Origin of the sequence: Microbacterium sp. Y-01 (genome assembly GCF_003856715.1) — a bacterium.
Taxonomy (GTDB): domain Bacteria; phylum Actinomycetota; class Actinomycetes; order Actinomycetales; family Microbacteriaceae; genus Microbacterium; species Microbacterium algeriense.
Window position 1 is genome coordinate 3,442,677 of sequence record NZ_CP024170.1, and the last position, 15,502, is coordinate 3,458,178.

13 protein-coding genes are annotated in these 15,502 nt (G+C 71.7%); 12 read left to right on the forward strand and 1 reads right to left on the reverse strand.

Annotated features, from left to right (window positions below):
- Nucleotides 1-211 precede the first annotated feature (211 nt).
- From CSX12_RS16555 to CSX12_RS16580, 6 genes are all read left to right on the forward strand, one after another.
- Nucleotides 212-1,066, forward strand: a complete 855-nt coding sequence (locus tag CSX12_RS16555; RefSeq protein ID WP_017204130.1) for a sugar ABC transporter permease — start codon at nucleotides 212-214, stop codon at nucleotides 1,064-1,066.
- Nucleotides 1,063-1,968 carry a carbohydrate ABC transporter permease gene (locus CSX12_RS16560; RefSeq protein ID WP_124896510.1) on the forward strand — a complete coding sequence of 302 codons (906 nt, stop codon included), beginning with the start codon at nucleotides 1,063-1,065 and terminating at the stop codon, nucleotides 1,966-1,968. Before CSX12_RS16555 ends, CSX12_RS16560 begins: the two co-directional genes overlap by 4 nt.
- Nucleotides 1,969-2,018: 50 nt before the next feature.
- Nucleotides 2,019-3,344, forward strand: a complete 1,326-nt coding sequence (locus CSX12_RS16565; protein ID WP_124896511.1) for an extracellular solute-binding protein — start codon at nucleotides 2,019-2,021, stop codon at nucleotides 3,342-3,344.
- 11 nt (nucleotides 3,345-3,355) lie between these two features.
- A complete protein-coding gene (locus tag CSX12_RS16570; RefSeq protein ID WP_124896512.1) occupies nucleotides 3,356-5,161 on the forward strand; it encodes a BNR-4 repeat-containing protein in 1,806 nt (601 codons plus the stop codon).
- A 32-nt stretch (nucleotides 5,162-5,193) separates the two neighbouring features.
- Complete coding sequence (locus CSX12_RS16575; protein ID WP_124896513.1) at nucleotides 5,194-7,455, forward strand: FAD-dependent oxidoreductase; 2,262 nt, start codon at nucleotides 5,194-5,196, stop codon at nucleotides 7,453-7,455.
- Nucleotides 7,456-7,523: 68 nt separating this feature from the next.
- A complete protein-coding gene (locus CSX12_RS16580; protein ID WP_124896514.1) occupies nucleotides 7,524-8,411 on the forward strand; it encodes a substrate-binding domain-containing protein in 888 nt (295 codons plus the stop codon).
- Between the two features lie 11 nt (nucleotides 8,412-8,422).
- Here the strand turns inward: CSX12_RS16580 and CSX12_RS16585 are convergent, their stop codons facing one another.
- Complete coding sequence (locus CSX12_RS16585) at nucleotides 8,423-9,232, reverse strand: DeoR/GlpR family DNA-binding transcription regulator (protein ID WP_124896515.1); 810 nt, start codon at nucleotides 9,230-9,232, stop codon at nucleotides 8,423-8,425.
- Between the two features lie 107 nt (nucleotides 9,233-9,339).
- Here CSX12_RS16585 and CSX12_RS16590 point away from each other — a divergent pair, with 107 nt between their 5' ends.
- The 6 genes from CSX12_RS16590 to CSX12_RS16615 all read left to right on the forward strand — a co-directional run bounded on the left by CSX12_RS16590 (nucleotide 9,340) and on the right by CSX12_RS16615 (nucleotide 15,397).
- A complete protein-coding gene (locus CSX12_RS16590) occupies nucleotides 9,340-10,314 on the forward strand; it encodes an acetylxylan esterase (RefSeq protein ID WP_124896516.1) in 975 nt (324 codons plus the stop codon).
- Nucleotides 10,315-10,435: 121 nt separating this feature from the next.
- A complete protein-coding gene (locus CSX12_RS16595) occupies nucleotides 10,436-11,011 on the forward strand; it encodes a glucose-6-phosphate isomerase family protein (RefSeq protein ID WP_017204122.1) in 576 nt (191 codons plus the stop codon).
- Nucleotides 11,012-11,020: 9 nt separating this feature from the next.
- Nucleotides 11,021-12,511 carry a xylulokinase gene (gene xylB / locus CSX12_RS16600; RefSeq protein WP_124896517.1) on the forward strand — a complete coding sequence of 497 codons (1,491 nt, stop codon included), beginning with the start codon at nucleotides 11,021-11,023 and terminating at the stop codon, nucleotides 12,509-12,511.
- A complete protein-coding gene (locus CSX12_RS16605) occupies nucleotides 12,511-13,488 on the forward strand; it encodes a phosphoglycerate dehydrogenase (protein WP_241160496.1) in 978 nt (325 codons plus the stop codon). Before xylB ends, CSX12_RS16605 begins: the two co-directional genes overlap by 1 nt.
- Nucleotides 13,485-14,429 (forward strand): shikimate dehydrogenase, encoded by a 945-nt coding sequence (locus tag CSX12_RS16610; protein ID WP_124896519.1) that lies wholly within the window; start codon nucleotides 13,485-13,487, stop codon nucleotides 14,427-14,429. The genes CSX12_RS16605 and CSX12_RS16610 overlap by 4 nt, the downstream gene beginning before the upstream one ends.
- Nucleotides 14,429-15,397: an aryldialkylphosphatase gene (locus CSX12_RS16615; protein WP_124896520.1), complete on the forward strand. Its 969-nt coding sequence runs from the start codon at nucleotides 14,429-14,431 to the stop codon at nucleotides 15,395-15,397. Before CSX12_RS16610 ends, CSX12_RS16615 begins: the two co-directional genes overlap by 1 nt.
- Nucleotides 15,398-15,502 lie beyond the last annotated feature (105 nt).

Sequence of the window (15,502 nt, forward strand, 5' to 3'; positions counted from 1 at the left end):
AATTGAACAAACCTGTCAGTTTCCATCAATTTCTCACTATTGGCCTCTCCAGTTGACGCGACCGTAATCCGCCGGAAATACTGAGAACTCCCGAGACCGCACCGTGAGAGTGCGGACACATCACCCCAGGCCAAGGATGACCTAGATGACAGAACAGACCATTTCCTCACAGATAGGAACAGGTCGTCGGCCCCGTCGCCTCTCGGACGGGATGTTCGCCCTCCTCCTCACGGCTCCCGGCCTCGCGCTGCTCGCCGCCGTCGTCGTGTACCCGCTGATCACCGCGCTCATCACCGCGTTCTTCAAGCAGAGCCTCGTCGAACCAGGGCGTGAATTCGTCGGCTTCCAGAACATCGTCGACGTCCTCACCGGCGACTTCTTCCCGCTGCTCGGTCAGACCCTCGTCTTCACACTGGGCACCACGATCGCTCCCTTCGTGATCGGCTTCGGCCTCGCGCTGGCGCTCAACTCCCGCATCCGCGGCGCCAAGGTGCTCCGCGGCCTCATGCTCATCCCGTGGCTGATCCCCGGCGTGGTCGTGTCATTCCTGTGGATGTGGATCTTCAACGCCAACTACGGCGTGCTGAACGCGGCGCTGGAGTCCATCGGCCTGATCGACTCCCCGCAGGCGTGGCTCGCGAACCCGACCACCGCGATGATCGCCGTGATCGTCGCGAAGACGTGGCAGTCGTTCCCCTGGATGATGGTCATGCTCCTCGCCGGCCTGCAGACCGTCCCCGTCGAACTGCACGAGGCCGCCGAGATCGACGGTGCCGGCACCGTCCGCCGGTTCTTCTCCATCACCGTCCCGCAGATGAGCGGGATCATCGGCCTGGTGATCCTCCTGGAGTTCATCTGGAACTTCCAGCACTTCGACATCATCTACGTCCTCACCGGCGGCGGCCCCGCCGGATCCACCCAGACCTTCGCCACCGCGGTGTACGAGACGGCGTTCGACGGCTTCGACCTCGGACATGCCGGCGCGCTCGGCCTGCTCTGGATGGTCCTGCTGATGGCGCTCGTCGTCGTCTACGTCCGCCTGTCCGAAAAGGGAGAGAAGCGATGACCGCCGTGCTGACCGAGGAGACGGTGACCGCCGTCACCGCCCCGCCCCCCGCGCCGCGTCGTCGGCGTCACCGCTCGGATCGTCGCGCCACGACCGTGAGCGCCTGGATCGCCGTCGTCGTGTTCGGCGGGTTCGCGCTCCTGCCCGTGTACTGGCTGCTGGTGACCTCGCTCACCCCGCGCACCGAGGTGTTCAGCTACCCGCCGAAGCTGTTCCCCACCGAGATCACGTTCGAGGCCTACGCCGCGCTTGCGAACAACCCGGCCCTGTTCGGCTACCTCCGCAACAGCATCGTCGTGTCCGTCATCACCGCGATCCTGTCCGTGCTGGTCTCGGCCTACATGGGCTACGCGTTCTCGAAGTTCCGCTACCGCGGACGTCGCAGCCTGATGTACTTCGTGCTGGCCTCGCAGATGTTCCCGCAGGCGCTGCTGCTCATCACGCTCTACGCGGTCTTCTCCGCGTACGGCCTGCTGAACACCTACGCCGCGCTCGTGCTGTCGTTCACCACGTTCACGCTGCCGCTGTGCGTGTGGATGCTGAAGGGCTTCTTCGACACGATCCCGGACGAGCTCATCGAAGCCGCCCGTGTCGACGGCGCCTCCCGCATGCGCATCATCCACTCGATCGTGCTGCCGCTGGCCGCCCCCGGCCTGATCGCCGCAGGTCTGTTCGCGTTCGTCCGCGGCTGGAACGACTTCATCTTCGCCCTCACCCTCGCCGGGCCGGACAAGCAGACCCTGCCACCCGGACTCGTCAACACGTTCATCGGCGAGGCGTCCACCGCCTGGCCGGAGCTCATGGCGGCTTCGCTGGTGGTCTCGCTCCCCGTGGCCATCGCGTTCATCGCCCTGCAGCGCTTCCTCGTCGGCGGTCTCACCGCCGGCGCGGTCAAGGGCTGACCCGCACCACCCCCTCATCCGCAGTCCCTCGAAGAAGAGAGAGCACCCCCATGTCCGAGAACACCACCGTCTCCCGTCGCCAGCTGCTCCAGTTCGCCGGGCTCGGCGCCGCCGGCCTCCTGCTCGCCGGCTGCATGCCGAGCGGCGGAGGCAGCGGCAGCCCGTCCTCCTCCCCCGGTTCCGGCCTCGGCGCCGGGAAGTTCACCGCGACCGACTTCTCGTTCTCGAGCTGGTCGCTCACGGAGGAAGCGGCCGCCCCGGCGACGCGCGCCCTGCTCGACGGCTACAAGAAGACCAACGAGGTCGGCATCACCGAGGTCTCCTTCCCCTACAACGAGTACTTCAAGCAGCTCATGCTGCAGGTGCGCGGCGGGCAGTTCACCGGCGCCGCCCACGTCGACGTCGCCTGGCTCGCCTCGCTGGCCGCGCTCGGCAAGCTGGAGGACGTCTCGGCGCTCACGAAGGGCCGCGGCTACACCGCGTCGAGCCTCGAGGCCACTCAGCTCGACGGCAAGCAGTACGCCTTCCCGTGGACCATCGGCGCGATCGGTCTGATCACGAACTCCGAGCTCCTGAACAAGGCGGGCATCTCCACGTTCCCCACCACCGTCGACGACTTCGAGGCGGCGCTGAAGAAGCTCAAGGGCCTCGGCGGGGGCCTGATCCCCTACGCCGCTTCGACCAAGGCCGCGCAGCTCAAGGACGTGCTGATCTGGATGCAGACGTTCGGCAGCGACCTCGTCAAGGACGGGAAGGTCACGATCGGCGACGACGCGAGCATCGAGGCGGTGACCTGGTACAAGTCGCTGTACGACCAGGGGCTCATCGCCGCCGACGTCGACCGCTTCGACGCCCGGTCCCTCTTCGCCCAGGGGCGAGCGGCCATCTACGACGATGCCCCGGTCGGCCGCGCCTCCGTCACGAAGGACTCCCCCGACCCCGACCTCGCCTCGAAGCTCATGCCCGAGTCGCGGCCGGTGCTGAAGAAGGGCGACACCCCTCGCGCGCTGGTCTGGGGCGGGGCGATCGCCATCGTCGGCGGCGGCTCCGGAGACAGCACGCGTACGGCGGCGGACTTCGGCCAGTGGGCCACGAGCGACCTGAAGGCGGTGCTCGGCGACTACGAGCTGCGCGGGCTGCCGCCGGTGACCGAGGAGGCGCAGGCTTCGAAGGAGGTGTCTTCCGACCCGTTCGGCTCCCGCTTCGCGGAGAAGATCACCGCGACGGCGACCACGAACCCGTTCTGGCAGTACCCCCAGTACGCGCAGATCGAGACGGTCATCGCCGACCGCGTGCAGGCCGTGCTCGTCGGTCAGCAGAACGCGAAGGACGCGATGGCTCAGGCCGGCGACGAAGCGCAGAAGCTGCTGGGCTGAGGAGCATCGTCATGACCCTCCGCTGGAAGGCCGGCGCCGCCGCTGCCGCCGCCCTCATCGCGCTCACCCTCGCCGTTCCCGCCTCGGCCGGCGCGGCCACCGCCGACGTCGAGACCGTCCCCGCGACGGTCGACACCTCCAACCAGTCCGGCTGGTGGAACCCGCTCACGGTCGACGGCGACAAGACGTACTTCGCCTACAACGTGCCGGGATCACAGGCCGCGAAGCACCAGGTGAACCTGGCGGTCCGCGCCGCCGACGGCACCTGGACCTCCGGGTGCCTGCGCCTCACGACCGGGGCGTGCGCCGAGTACCTGGACGACAACGGCCACAACCAGCCGTCGATCGCGATCGACGGCGACGGCTACATCCACGCGTTCGTGTCCATGCACCACGAGCCGTGGAAGTACTTCCGCTCCACGACGCCGTACGACGTGACGTCTCTCGTGGACGTGAGCGCCGAGATGCCCGACGCCGGTGCCGCGATCTCGTATCCGGTGACCGCCCAGGGCGCGGACGGCGACGTCTGGCTCATGGTGCGCGTCGGCGCCGATCCGCAGGCCCGCAGGGACGGCGTCCTCTACCACTACGACCCGACCACGGGCACGTGGAGCCGCGAGACGACGATCGCCGCCGCCGTGAACCACTCCTTCTATCCCGACGACCTCGAGGTCGACGCGAGCGGCCGGGTCCACGTGCTGTGGGAGTGGGGGCCCTGGCCCGCCGATCCGTATCGCCACCTCGGCTCCTACGCGGTGTACGACCCGGCCACCGGCGCTTTCCGTGACGTCGCGGGCCAGGCACTGCCGACCCCGATCCGCCCGGACACCCCGGGCGCCGTGGTGTGGCGCGGCTACGAGCCCGGCGAGACCATCGGCGACGCCGTGCCGGCGGTGCAGACCGCGAAGATGGCGATCGCCGACGGCGAGCTCGTCGGCGTGACGTACCGGTATGCCGACGAGACCGAGAACGCCTTCGACGTGCAGTGGGCCACCTGGAACGGCACCGCCTGGACGAGCGAGACCCTCGTCGACACGGACGCGCTCGGCAGCGGCGTGCAGACGATCGCCGCCCTCGACACCACGACCGCGGGCGGTGAGACCCGCGTCTACGCCGTGGTGTCGGTGCAGGACTGCGGCATCACCCGCAGCCAGACCGCGGTGCTGACCGCCGGAGCGTCCGGATGGACCGCCGACACCGTGGGCGAACCCGTCGTGGGCCAGCAGCGGCTCCGCGCGGCGACCCGCGCCGACGGCACCGACGTCGTCTACCTCAGCGCCCCCGCGGTGCCCAGCGGCGGCACGCTGCGCCATGCCGAGATCCCCTGGGACGGACAACCCGGCGGGACGACCCTCTCCGCCATCGTCTCCTCGCTCCGCGGCGACGCCGGCGGCGTGAACCTGGCCCTCGGCGGCACCGCGACCGCCTCGTCCCAGCTCCGCGCCGACACCGGCCCGGAGAAGGCGGTCGACGGCGGCTGTACGGATGCGAGCCGCTGGATCTCGGCGGCCTCCGACACCCAGCCGACCATCACGGTCGAATGGGACCAGGCCGCGCCGCTCGACGTCGTGCGGGTCCGCAGCGGCTACACCGTCGGTCCGCCCCAGACATCCGTGCTGCGCGACTTCACCGTCCAGCTCCGCACAGCGACCGGCTGGGTCACGGTCGGCAGCATCGTCGACAACACGCAGACGACCGTCGTGATCGACGCCCAGGACCGGACGGCCGACGCCGTGCGCCTGGTGATCACCGACCCGTCCGACTCCGCCACCGACGTCGCCCGCGTCTACGAGATCGAAGCGATCGCCGCGCACTGAGCGGCATCATCACCCCTCCCGAAAGGACCCCCATGCGCACCCAGACCGTCGAAGCCGACATCATCGTCGTCGGCGGCGGCCTCGCCGGAGTGAGCGCCGCCGTCGCGGCCGCCCGCCTCGGCCGACGCACCGTGCTGATCAACAACAGGCCGGTGCTCGGCGGCAACTCCTCCTCGGAGGTGAGGGTCTGGGTGTGCGGGGCGACCGCGCACGGCAACCAGCGGTGGGCGCGGGAGACCGGGATCATCGGCGAGATGTACCGGGAGAACCAGTTCCGCAACCCCGAGGGGAACCCGGTGTACTGGGACGACGTGGTGCTCGACATCGTGCGCCGCGAGCCCAACCTCACACTGTTCCTGAACACGGAGGTGCTGGAAGCCGAGGCCACCGGACCCGATGACGCCCGTCGGGTCCGGTCGGTCACGGGCTGGACCATGGGATCCGAGATCCGCACCGTCTTCCGCGGTCCGCTGTTCCTCGACTGCACGGGCGATGGTCTGATCGGCCGGCTCGTCGGCGCCAGGCACCGTCTGGGCAAGGAGAGCCACGCCGAGTTCGGGGAGGAGTGGGCGCCGGAGGAGCCGGTGCGGGAGTTCCTCGGCTCGACGCTCCTCTTCTACACGAAGGATCTCGGCCACCCGGTGAAGTACGTCGCACCGGAGAGCGCGAAGGACATCTCCACCACACCGATCCCCTCCTCGCGCATCATCCGCAGCGGTGACAGCGGCGCGCACTACTGGTGGATCGAGTGGGGCGGCACGCTCGACATCGTCGACGACAACGAGGCCATCCGCGACGAGCTGCGGTCGGTGATCCTCGGCATCTGGGACCACATCAAGAACTCCGGCGAGTTCGACGCCGACAACCTCACGCTGGAGTGGATCGGCAACATCCCGGGCAAGCGCGAGTACCGCCGCTTCATCGGCGATTACACGCTGCGGCAGCAGGACATCCTGGAGCAGACGTCCTTCGACGACGGCGTCGCGTTCGGCGGCTGGTCCATCGACCTGCACCCGGCCGAGGGCATGTACGCGACAGGCGCGGGAGCCGTGCAGCGCTTCTCGGACGGCATCTTCGAGATCCCGTTCCGCTCGCTGTACTCCGTCAACGTCGACAACCTGCTGATGGCGGGCCGCGACATCTCGGCCACGCACATCGCGTTCGGCGCCGCCAGAGTGATGGCGACCTGCGCCGCGATGGGCGAGGCCGCCGGCACCGCCGCCGCTCTCTGCTACGAGCACGACGCCACTCCGCGCGAGCTGTACCGGCACCACCGCGCCGAGTTGCGGCAGACGCTGCTGCGCGCCGACGCTTCCCTCGTCGGCGTCGCGAACGAGGATGACTCCGATCACGCCCGCTCTGCCACCGCCACCGCTTCGAGCACGCTGCGCACGATCGGCACCCCGGCGAGCACCGAGGCCGATGCGACCCCGCACGCGCTCGTGGAGGACCTGGGCATCGTCGTGCCCGTGCACCCGCGCCTCGACACCACCGAGCTTCTGCTCAGCGCCGAGGTCGACACGCAGGTCACGGTGGAGGTCTGGTCCACGGGCCGACCGCAGAACGTCGTGCCCGCGGTGCTCGAACACCGCACGGTGATCGACGTCCCCGCCGGGGGCCCGTCCTGGGTGCAGGCGGAGACGCCGTTCGCCCCGGAGGAGCCGCAGAACGCGATCGTGGTGCTCCGCGCGAACCCGCAGGTGCAGGTGCAGCTCGCCTCCGGGCTGCCGCCCGGCGTCCTCACGCTCGTGCACCGCGTCGACAACGACGACCGCAACGTGCAGGTCGACCGTGACGGACTGCTCGTGCAGTGGCCCACCAAGCCGCTGCGGGGACGGGTCCCGCACTTCCGCACGAGCCCCGCGTCGGACGCGCTGGCTCCGGAGCGGGCGACCTCCGGCTACAACCGTCCCTTCGGCGGACCGCACCTGTGGGCGTCCGCCCCGGAGGCCGAGGGTCCGCAGTGGCTGCGCCTGGACTGGGAGCAGCCGGTGACGGCCTCCGAGATCCGTCTGGTGTTCGACGACGACGTCGACCTCGAGCTCAACACCCTGCACCACCACCGCAGCCCCGACGAGGTGCTGCCCCAGCTCGTGCGCGACTACCGCGTCGAGGTGCAGCCGGCGGGCTCCGCGGACTGGCGCACCGTGGTGGAGGAGCGGGACAACCGCCATCGGCTGCGCGTGCACCCGCTGCCGGCGGATCTCGGCGCCTTCACGGCCGCGCGCCTCGTGGTGGAGCGGACGAACGGCGTCGCGGAAGCGCGCGTGATCGCGTTCCGAGTGCAATCGTGACGGAGGGCGCTAACGTGAAGGGCATCCGCCGACCCGGCGGAGACCGTCGTCCCTCCAGGAGGCCGCAGGTGACCACCTCGCCCGGCGGCCGCGTGCTCCCCGCCGCGCGCGCCACCCGCACCGGGCTCATCGCGCTCGCCGTGCCGCACCTCGAGGAGCCGTACTTCGCCGAGCTCGGCTCGCGCATCGTCCGCGGTGCCGACGAGCGCGGGCTGGCCGTGCTCATCGTGCAGACCGAGGGCGACCACGGCCGCGAGGTCGACGTCGCCAACGGCGTCGGTCTGCCGGCCATCGACGGGCTGATCCACATCCCGCGATCGCTCACGGTCGCCGACCTCACGCGCCGCACGTCCCCCGGGCCCCTCGTGCTGCTCGGCGAGCACATCCAGGTGAGCCCGTTCACCCACGTCACGATCGACAACCGCGCCGCCGCCTACACCGCCACCGAGCATCTGATCGCCGTGGGCTGCCGCCGCATCGGCTTCGTCGGCCGCCGCGACGCGCGTCCCTCCGACGCCGCCGACCGTCGGCACACCGGCTACCGGGAGGCGCTGGACGCCGCCGGGATTCCGGCCGACCCCGCACTCACCGCGCAGGTCGACGCGTTCACGGCCGAGGAGGGCGCTCGCGTCGCGGGGGCGATGGCCGCCGCGGTCGCCGACCTCGACGGCATCGTCTGCTCGAACGACTCGGTGGCCCTCGGCGCGCTGGCCGCCCTGCAGGCCCAAGGACGCAACGTGCCGCGCGACGTCGCCGTCGTCGGCATCGACGACATCCGCGCCGCGCGCTTCGCGGTCCCGGCGCTCAGCACGATCGCCCCGGACCACGAGCGGCTCGTCGACGCCGCGTTCACGGAACTGGAGCGGCAGATCGCGGCACCTCCGGGAGCCGATCTCCCCGTGCGGCACGTGACGGTCGGCGCCCGCCTCATCCCGCGGGCGAGCACGGCGCGATGACCGCCGCGGACTCAGTCCGCGAGGGCCGTCGCGAGCGCACGCTCATCGCCGCCGTCCCGCGACGCGACGTGCAGGGTGCCGACATGCGCGGCGAGCTGCTCCCGCGCCGCCTCGTCGAGCCCATCGTCGGTGATGAGCCGGTCGATGTCGCTCAGGTCGGCGACGGTGGTGAGTCCGACCACGCCCCAGCGGCTGTGCTCCGCGAGGACGACGACCTCCCGCCCCGCCGCCATGAGCGCCCGGTTCGTCTCGGCCTCCAGCAGGTTCATGGTCGTGATGCCGGCCTGCTCGTCGAGGCCGTGGGCGTCGAGGAACACGAGATCGCAGTGCAGGTGCTCGAGCGCCCGGACCGCGACCGGTCCGACGAGCGCCTGGGAGGGGGTGCGGACTCCACCCGTGAGCACCACCGTCTGCGTGTACGGAGCGTCGGCGCGGTCGGGCGGCGAGAACAGGTCGGAGACCGGCAGGGCATTGGTGACGACGGTGAGCTCGGGCACGCGCACGAGCTCACGGGCCAGCGCGAGCGCCGTGGGTCCGCCGGAGATGCCGACGGCCATGCCCGGCTCGACGATCGACGCGGCCGCCGCGACGATCGCCCGTCGTTCGGCCGAGGCCGCGGGAGCCGCAGCCAGGCGCTGGTGCCCTCGCGCCCGCACGCCGCCGCGGATGCGCTCGACGGCGCCTTCCTCGGCGAGCTGGTCGATATCGCGCCGCACCGTCATCTCGCTCACCTGCAGCGTCGCCGCGAGCTCGACGATGGAGGCCGTGCCGCGATCGCGGGTCAGGGCGAGGATGCGCTCGCGTCGCTCCGTGACCAGCACGCGGTCTCCTTCCGATGGAGCCTCCAGTCTGCCACGCACGCCCTCGGCCCGCCGCGGTCGACCCGCACCCGTCCGCCCTTCTCCCGGAACAGGATCACTCACCCCGCATGACCTTCCCCGAGCCCTACGCCACCTGGTTCCCCGATGCCGCTTTCGACGGCAGCTACGGCCGCACCGAGGCCGACCTCCGCGCCGTCCGCCCGGTGCCCGCACCGCCCGGGTTCGCTGCACGCTGGCAGCGCTGGCGGGCGGAGGCCGCCGCCGTGGATGCCGCACCGGTCGTGCTCTCCACGACCGAGGAGCGAGGCCGCCGGGTATCCGTGATCGAGCACTCCGGCGTCGACGGCGTGCGGCTGCAGGCGTGGGTCGTCAAGCCCCTCCACGGCACTCCCCGCGCAGGCGTCGTGCACGGGCACGGCTACGGCGGCCGCGATGCCGTCGACCTGGCCCGAGTGCCGGACGACGTCGCGGCGATCTACCCGGTGGCGCGAGGGCTCGGCGTGCTGAACGCCGGAGTCGGCGCACCCGAACCCACACCGAAGCATGTGCTGGCCGGCATCGACGACCCCGACCACTACGTGCTCGGGCTGTGCGCCCGCGATCTGTGGCTGGCCGCGGATGCCCTGGTCGCGCTCGTGGGCTCCCTTCCCCTCTACTACGTCGGGGAGAGCTTCGGGGGCGGTATCGGCGCCCTCGCCCTGCCGTGGGATGACCGGTTCGTCGGGGCCACCCTCATCGTGCCGAGCTTCGGCCAGTACGACGAGCGTCTGGCCGTGCCGTGTCTCGGGAGCGGGGAGACTGTTCGCCGTCATGTGCAGCAGCACCCGGAGGCCCGCGAAGTGCTGCGCTGGTTCGACTCCTCCACGAGCATGGGCTTCGCCGCGGTACCGGTCCGGGTGGAGGCCGCCCTGTGGGACCAGTACGTGCCGCCTCAGGGGCAGTTCGCGGTCGCCGCGGGAGCCCACGAGCTCGAGTTAGCCGTGCTTCCCGCGGGCCATGCGGAGTATCCCGGTTGGGAGGACGTGACGGCGGAGGCGATCAGCGGCGGACGGGCGCACCTGGAACGCGTGCTCACGGTCTGACCGCCGACGGGCGCGCGCCGCCCTCCGCGCAGGCGAGCACTGGACGCCACCTGTCATAACAGGTACAGTAAACCTGTCATTACAGGTTGCGACGACGCAGCACCCGTTTCGAGGAGCATGGATGCCCGAGTACCAGACCCCGCCGATCTCCCCGATGGCGATCGCCTTCGACGCCGAGAAGCTCACGCTCTCCCCCGAAGGCCCCACGCTGACCCGGCGGATGTCCGACCTCGAGGGCCTGTTCCGCGACCACGACGCCTGGTCCGCCGCGGCCTCGGGCGACGACCCGGTCGTCTACACGGTCGTCAGCTCCCCCGTCCCCGAGGTCGAACGCGAGCTGCCGCAGTCGATCACCACGATCATGCCCGGCGACACGGCCGGCGAGCTCTGGATGACCAAGGGCCACCAGCACCCCGACCACCAGGGCGAGATCTACCTCGCACTGCACGGTCGCGGCGGACTGCTCATGTTCGACGGCGAGCGCACCGAGTGGCTCGACATGCTCCCCGGCACCATCGGCTACATCCCTCCGGGCTGGGCGCACCGCTCCGTGAACACCGGCGACGAGCCGTACTCCTTCCTCGCCGTGTACCCGGGAGGTGCAGGCCACGACTACGGCTGGGTGCTGGAGCACGGCATGGGCTCGCGGGCGTTCCGCGCGGAGTCCGGCGTCGACCTGCGCCCCTACGCGGAATAGGCTCCGGCCATGATCATCGCCCACGATCTCGGCACGACCGGGAACAAGGCGTCCCTGCATCACGATGACGGCCGCCTGATCGCCGCGGTCACCGTTCCGTACCCCGCCCACTTCGCGGCCGGCGGCGTCGCCGAGCAGGACCCGGCCGACTGGTGGCACGCCGTCGTGGCAGCGACCCGCGACCTCCTCGCACGCACCGCCACCGTCCCGGCCGACGTCGCCGGGCTGGTCGTGAGCGGGCAGATGATGGGCGCCGTGCTGCTCGACGGCGACGGCGAACCCGCACGAGCCGCGATCATCTGGGCCGACACCCGGGCGGGCGCCCAGCAGCGCGAGCTCGAGACGGCGGTCGGCGCCGAGCGCGCGTACGGCATCCTCGGCCACCGCCTGAACCCCACCTACTCGATCGAGAAGGTCATGTGGGTGCGGGACAACGAGCCCGACGTGTGGGCCCGGGTGCGCCGGGTGTGCGTCGCCAAGGACTTCATCGTGCTGCGGCTGACCGGGCGGCTCGCCACGGATCGCTCGGACGCCTCCGGCACCAACGCGTACGACCAGGTCGCCGGCACGTGGTCGCCGGAGATCCTCGCCGCCGCGCGGCTCGACCCCGCGCTCTTCCCCGAGATCCTCGAGTCGACGCAGATCGCGGGCCCCCTCACGCCCGCCGCGGCCGAGGCGCTCGGGCTCCACACCGGCGTGCAGGTCGTGATGGGCGGCGGCGACGGACCGCTCGCCGCCGTCGGCTCCGGAATCGTGGCGCCCGAGGACGGCGCCTATGTCTGCCTCGGCACCTCGTCGTGGATCTCCTTCGCGGCGGACGCCCCGCTGCACGACCCCGCGATGCGGACCTTCACGTTCGACAACGTCGTCCCGGCCTCGTTCGTGCCGACCGCGACCATGCAGGCCGGCGGCGCGTCGGTGCAGTGGATCGCCGAAGCCCTCTCGCCCGACGCCGCGCACCCGGAGACCGGACGCCTCGTCGCCGAGGCCGCGAGCGACGTCGACACCGACGACCTCTACTTCCTCCCCTACCTGCTCGGCGAGCGCGCCCCACTGTGGGACCCCGACGCCCGCGGCGCGTTCGTCGGCCTCGCCCGTCACCACGGACGGCAGCACCTCGTGCGCGCCGTGCTGGAGGGGACGGCGTTCAACCTCCTCACGTGCATCCAGGCGTTCCGCGAGGCCGGGGCGACGATCGACCGCATCGACGCGGTCGGCGGCGGAGCGCAGAGCGACGTCTACCTCGCCGTCCTCGCCGACGTCTGGGGCGTACCGGTCCGTCGTCGCACGATCGTGGAGGAGGCGAACAGCCTCGGTGCCGCGGTCACCGGCGCCGTCGGCCTCGGCCTCACCGACTTCTCCGCCGCCCGGGCGCTCAGCGAGGTCACGGCCGAGTTCGCGCCCGATCCCGCCCGCCACGCGGTCTACGCCGAACGACACGCGCGCTTCACCGACGCGTACACGGCCCTCGCGCCGTGGTTCGCCGGAAGGCCGCGCTGATGGGCGTCATCCTCGTCACGAGCCGTTCCTTCTCGGACGGCGATCTCGACCTGGTCGAGCGTGCGGCGCAGGCGGGTCATCGCATCCTCCGGGGCCCCGCCCACCACGACCTCGACGAGCTGCGCGTGCTGCTGCACGGTGCGGACGCGTGGATCGCCGGCACCGGCCCGGTGACCGATGCGCACCTGGCGGCCGGCGCGAAGCTCAAGGTGGTGGCCCGCTACGGGGTCGGCACCGAGGCGGTGGACCTGGAGGCGGCGCGCGAGCGCGGCATCCCGGTGACGAACACCCCCGGAGCGAACGCCGACGCGGTCGCCGACCACGCGGTCGGGCTCATGCTCGCCGCCCTGCGCACCATCCCGGACGGCGACCGCCGGGTGCGGCACGGCGACTGGAGTGTGCGCCGCGGACGGGAGCTCGGCGCCGCGACCGTCGGCATCGTCGGCTTCGGGCGGATCGGCCAGGGCGTCGCGCGGCGGCTCGGTGGATTCGGTCCGCGGCTGCTCGCAGCCGACCCGTTCCTGCCCGCCGAGCTCGTGCACGACCGCGGCGCCGAACCCGTCGCCCTCGACGACCTGTTCCACACCGCCGACGTCATCACGCTGCACGCCCCCGGCGGACAGCGCCTCGTCGACGCCGACCGCCTCGCCGGGATGCGACCGGGCACGGTGCTCGTCAACACCGCGCGCGGCGACCTCGTGGACGAGCAGGCCGTGGCCGACGCGCTGCGCGACGGCACGCTCGCCGGGTACGCGGCCGACACCCTCGACGGCGACACGGCCGCGCACGACAGCCCCCTGCTCGACCCGGACCTCGCCGATCGGGTGATCGTCACCCCGCACCTCGGCGCCCAGACCACCCAGGCCGTCGACAACATGGGTTCGCTGTCGCTCGACGACGTGATCGCGGTCCTCCGTGGCGCCGACCCCGCCCACCCCGTCCCCGTCCCCGCGTCCGCCCCCGAGGAGAACCGATGACCACCGCCGCGACGTCCGCCCCCGCCACCGCCGACTACATGGGCTTCGTGGGCGTCACCACCGCCTCGTCGTCGATCATGAAGGTGTTCCCGCTGTGGGCCGACATCCTCGGCCTCCCCACCCGGACCCTCGTCGGCCACGACCTGCCGATGGATGCCGACCCCGCGCAGTACCGCGCGATGGTCGAGCAGATCCGCGACGACCCGCACCACCGCGGCGCGCTGGTCACCACGCACAAGATGAACGTGTACGCGGCGGCGTCCGACCTGTTCGACGAGCTCGATCCGTTCGCCGTGTCCTGCGCCGAGATCTCGAGCATCGCCAAGCGCGGCTCCACGCTGTCCGGCCGCGCGAAGGACCCGATCACGGTGGACCTGGCTCTGCGCGACTTCCTCCCCGCCGATCACTTCGCGCGCACCGGTGCCGAGGTCGTCATCCTCGGGGCCGGTGGTTCCGGCACCGCCCTGAGCTGGGCCCTCGCCGAGCGGGACGACGCCCCCGGGCTCATCACCGTCACCGCGCGCACCCAGGACAAGCTCGACCACCTCCGCGAGGTGCACCGCCAGCACGGCACCCCCGAGGGACTGCTCCGCTACGTCGTCACCGAGACGCCGGAGGAGGCCGACGCTCTGGTCACGGCCGCCCCCGCGGGATCGGTCATCGCGAACGCCACCGGGCTCGGCAAGGACCGCCCCGGATCGCCCCTGACCGACGCCGTCGTCTTCCCCCAGGGCGCGTACGTGTGGGAGTTCAACTACCGCGGCTCGCTGGAGTTCCTGCACCAGGCCGAGGCGCAGGAGGACGATCGCGCGCTGCACGTGGCCGACGGGTGGCGGTACTTCATCCACGGCTGGTCGCAGGTCGTGGCGGACGTGTTCGACCTCGACCTCACGCCCGAGACCGTCGAGCGCCTCGCGGAGGCTGCGGAGTCGGTGCGCTGATGCCCGCCGTGCGGACCGTCCTCGGCGACATCGACCCGTCGCAGCTCGGGCGCGTGGACTACCACGAGCACCTGTTCCAGGTGTCACCGCTGCTGGTCGGGGATGAGCTCGACGACGAGACTGCGTCCGGCGAGGAAGCCGGCCTCCTGCGGGCGAGCGGCTTCGAGGCCATGGTCGACGCCACGCCGTTCGGCCTGGGCCGCGACCCCGCCGCCGTCGCCCGCATCAGCGCCGCGACCGGGCTGCATGTCGTCGCGACGACCGGTCGACACCGTGAGGCCCACTACGGCCCCGACCACCCGATGCAGGTGTGGGGCGCCGACCGCCTGGCCGCCCTGTTCGTCTCCGACCTCACGCGCGGGATGCCGGCGGACGACGCCGCAGTGTTCGAGACGCCCGATGTGCCGGTCTCGGCAGGCCCCGGCGGGCAGCCCGTCCGCGCCGGGATGCTGAAGGGCGGGGCCGACTACTGGCGCATCAGCCCATTCGAGCGCACGACCCTGATCGCCGTGGCCCACGCGCACCGCGAGACCGGGGCGCCCGTCATGGTGCATCTGGAGTTCGGCACCGCCGCCCATGAGGTGCTCGACCTCCTGGGCGCGGAGGGGGTGCCGGCCGAGCGGGTCGTGCTGGCCCACGCCGACCGCGATCCCGACCCTGGCCTGCACGTCTCGCTCGCCGAGCGCGGCGCCCACCTCGGCTACGACGGCTTCGCCCGCCCGCGCACCCGGTCCGACGCCGAGCTGCTCGCTCTGACGGTCGCGGTGGTCGAGCGCGGCGCCGGCGACCGGATCCTGCTCGGCGGCGATGTCGCCCGACGCACGCGCTACATCGCCTACGGCGGCATGCCGGGACTCGCCTACCTCGGCGAGCGCTACCTCCCCCGCCTCCGTGAGGCCGTGGGCGTAGAGGCCGTGCACCGCATGCTCGTGACCACCCCCGCGCAGTTGCTGACGCTCTCCGCCTGAACACGGACCGATGGCTGGCCGGCGACGGTGACCCCCCGTACGCCCGATAGACAGACCTGTTCGGGCGGTTTAGGGTGGCCTTGGCGGGTCGTTACGAGGAGATTC

Bases quoted from the DNA above. Each gene is read 5' to 3' on its own strand.
- CSX12_RS16570 (WP_124896512.1), top strand. From the start codon at position 3,356: ATGACCCTCCGCTGGAAGGCCGGCGCCGCCGCTGCCGCCGCCCTCATC.
- CSX12_RS16560 (WP_124896510.1), top strand. From the start codon at position 1,063: ATGACCGCCGTGCTGACCGAGGAGACGGTGACCGCCGTCACCGCCCCG.
- xylB (WP_124896517.1), top strand. From the start codon at position 11,021: ATGATCATCGCCCACGATCTCGGCACGACCGGGAACAAGGCGTCCCTG.
- CSX12_RS16575 (WP_124896513.1), top strand. From the start codon at position 5,194: ATGCGCACCCAGACCGTCGAAGCCGACATCATCGTCGTCGGCGGCGGC.
- CSX12_RS16615 (WP_124896520.1), top strand. From the start codon at position 14,429: ATGCCCGCCGTGCGGACCGTCCTCGGCGACATCGACCCGTCGCAGCTC.
- CSX12_RS16595 (WP_017204122.1), top strand. From the start codon at position 10,436: ATGCCCGAGTACCAGACCCCGCCGATCTCCCCGATGGCGATCGCCTTC.
- CSX12_RS16590 (WP_124896516.1), top strand. From the start codon at position 9,340: ATGACCTTCCCCGAGCCCTACGCCACCTGGTTCCCCGATGCCGCTTTC.
- CSX12_RS16605 (WP_241160496.1), top strand. From the start codon at position 12,511: ATGGGCGTCATCCTCGTCACGAGCCGTTCCTTCTCGGACGGCGATCTC.
- CSX12_RS16555 (WP_017204130.1), top strand. From the start codon at position 212: ATGTTCGCCCTCCTCCTCACGGCTCCCGGCCTCGCGCTGCTCGCCGCC.
- CSX12_RS16565 (WP_124896511.1), top strand. From the start codon at position 2,019: ATGTCCGAGAACACCACCGTCTCCCGTCGCCAGCTGCTCCAGTTCGCC.
- CSX12_RS16610 (WP_124896519.1), top strand. From the start codon at position 13,485: ATGACCACCGCCGCGACGTCCGCCCCCGCCACCGCCGACTACATGGGC.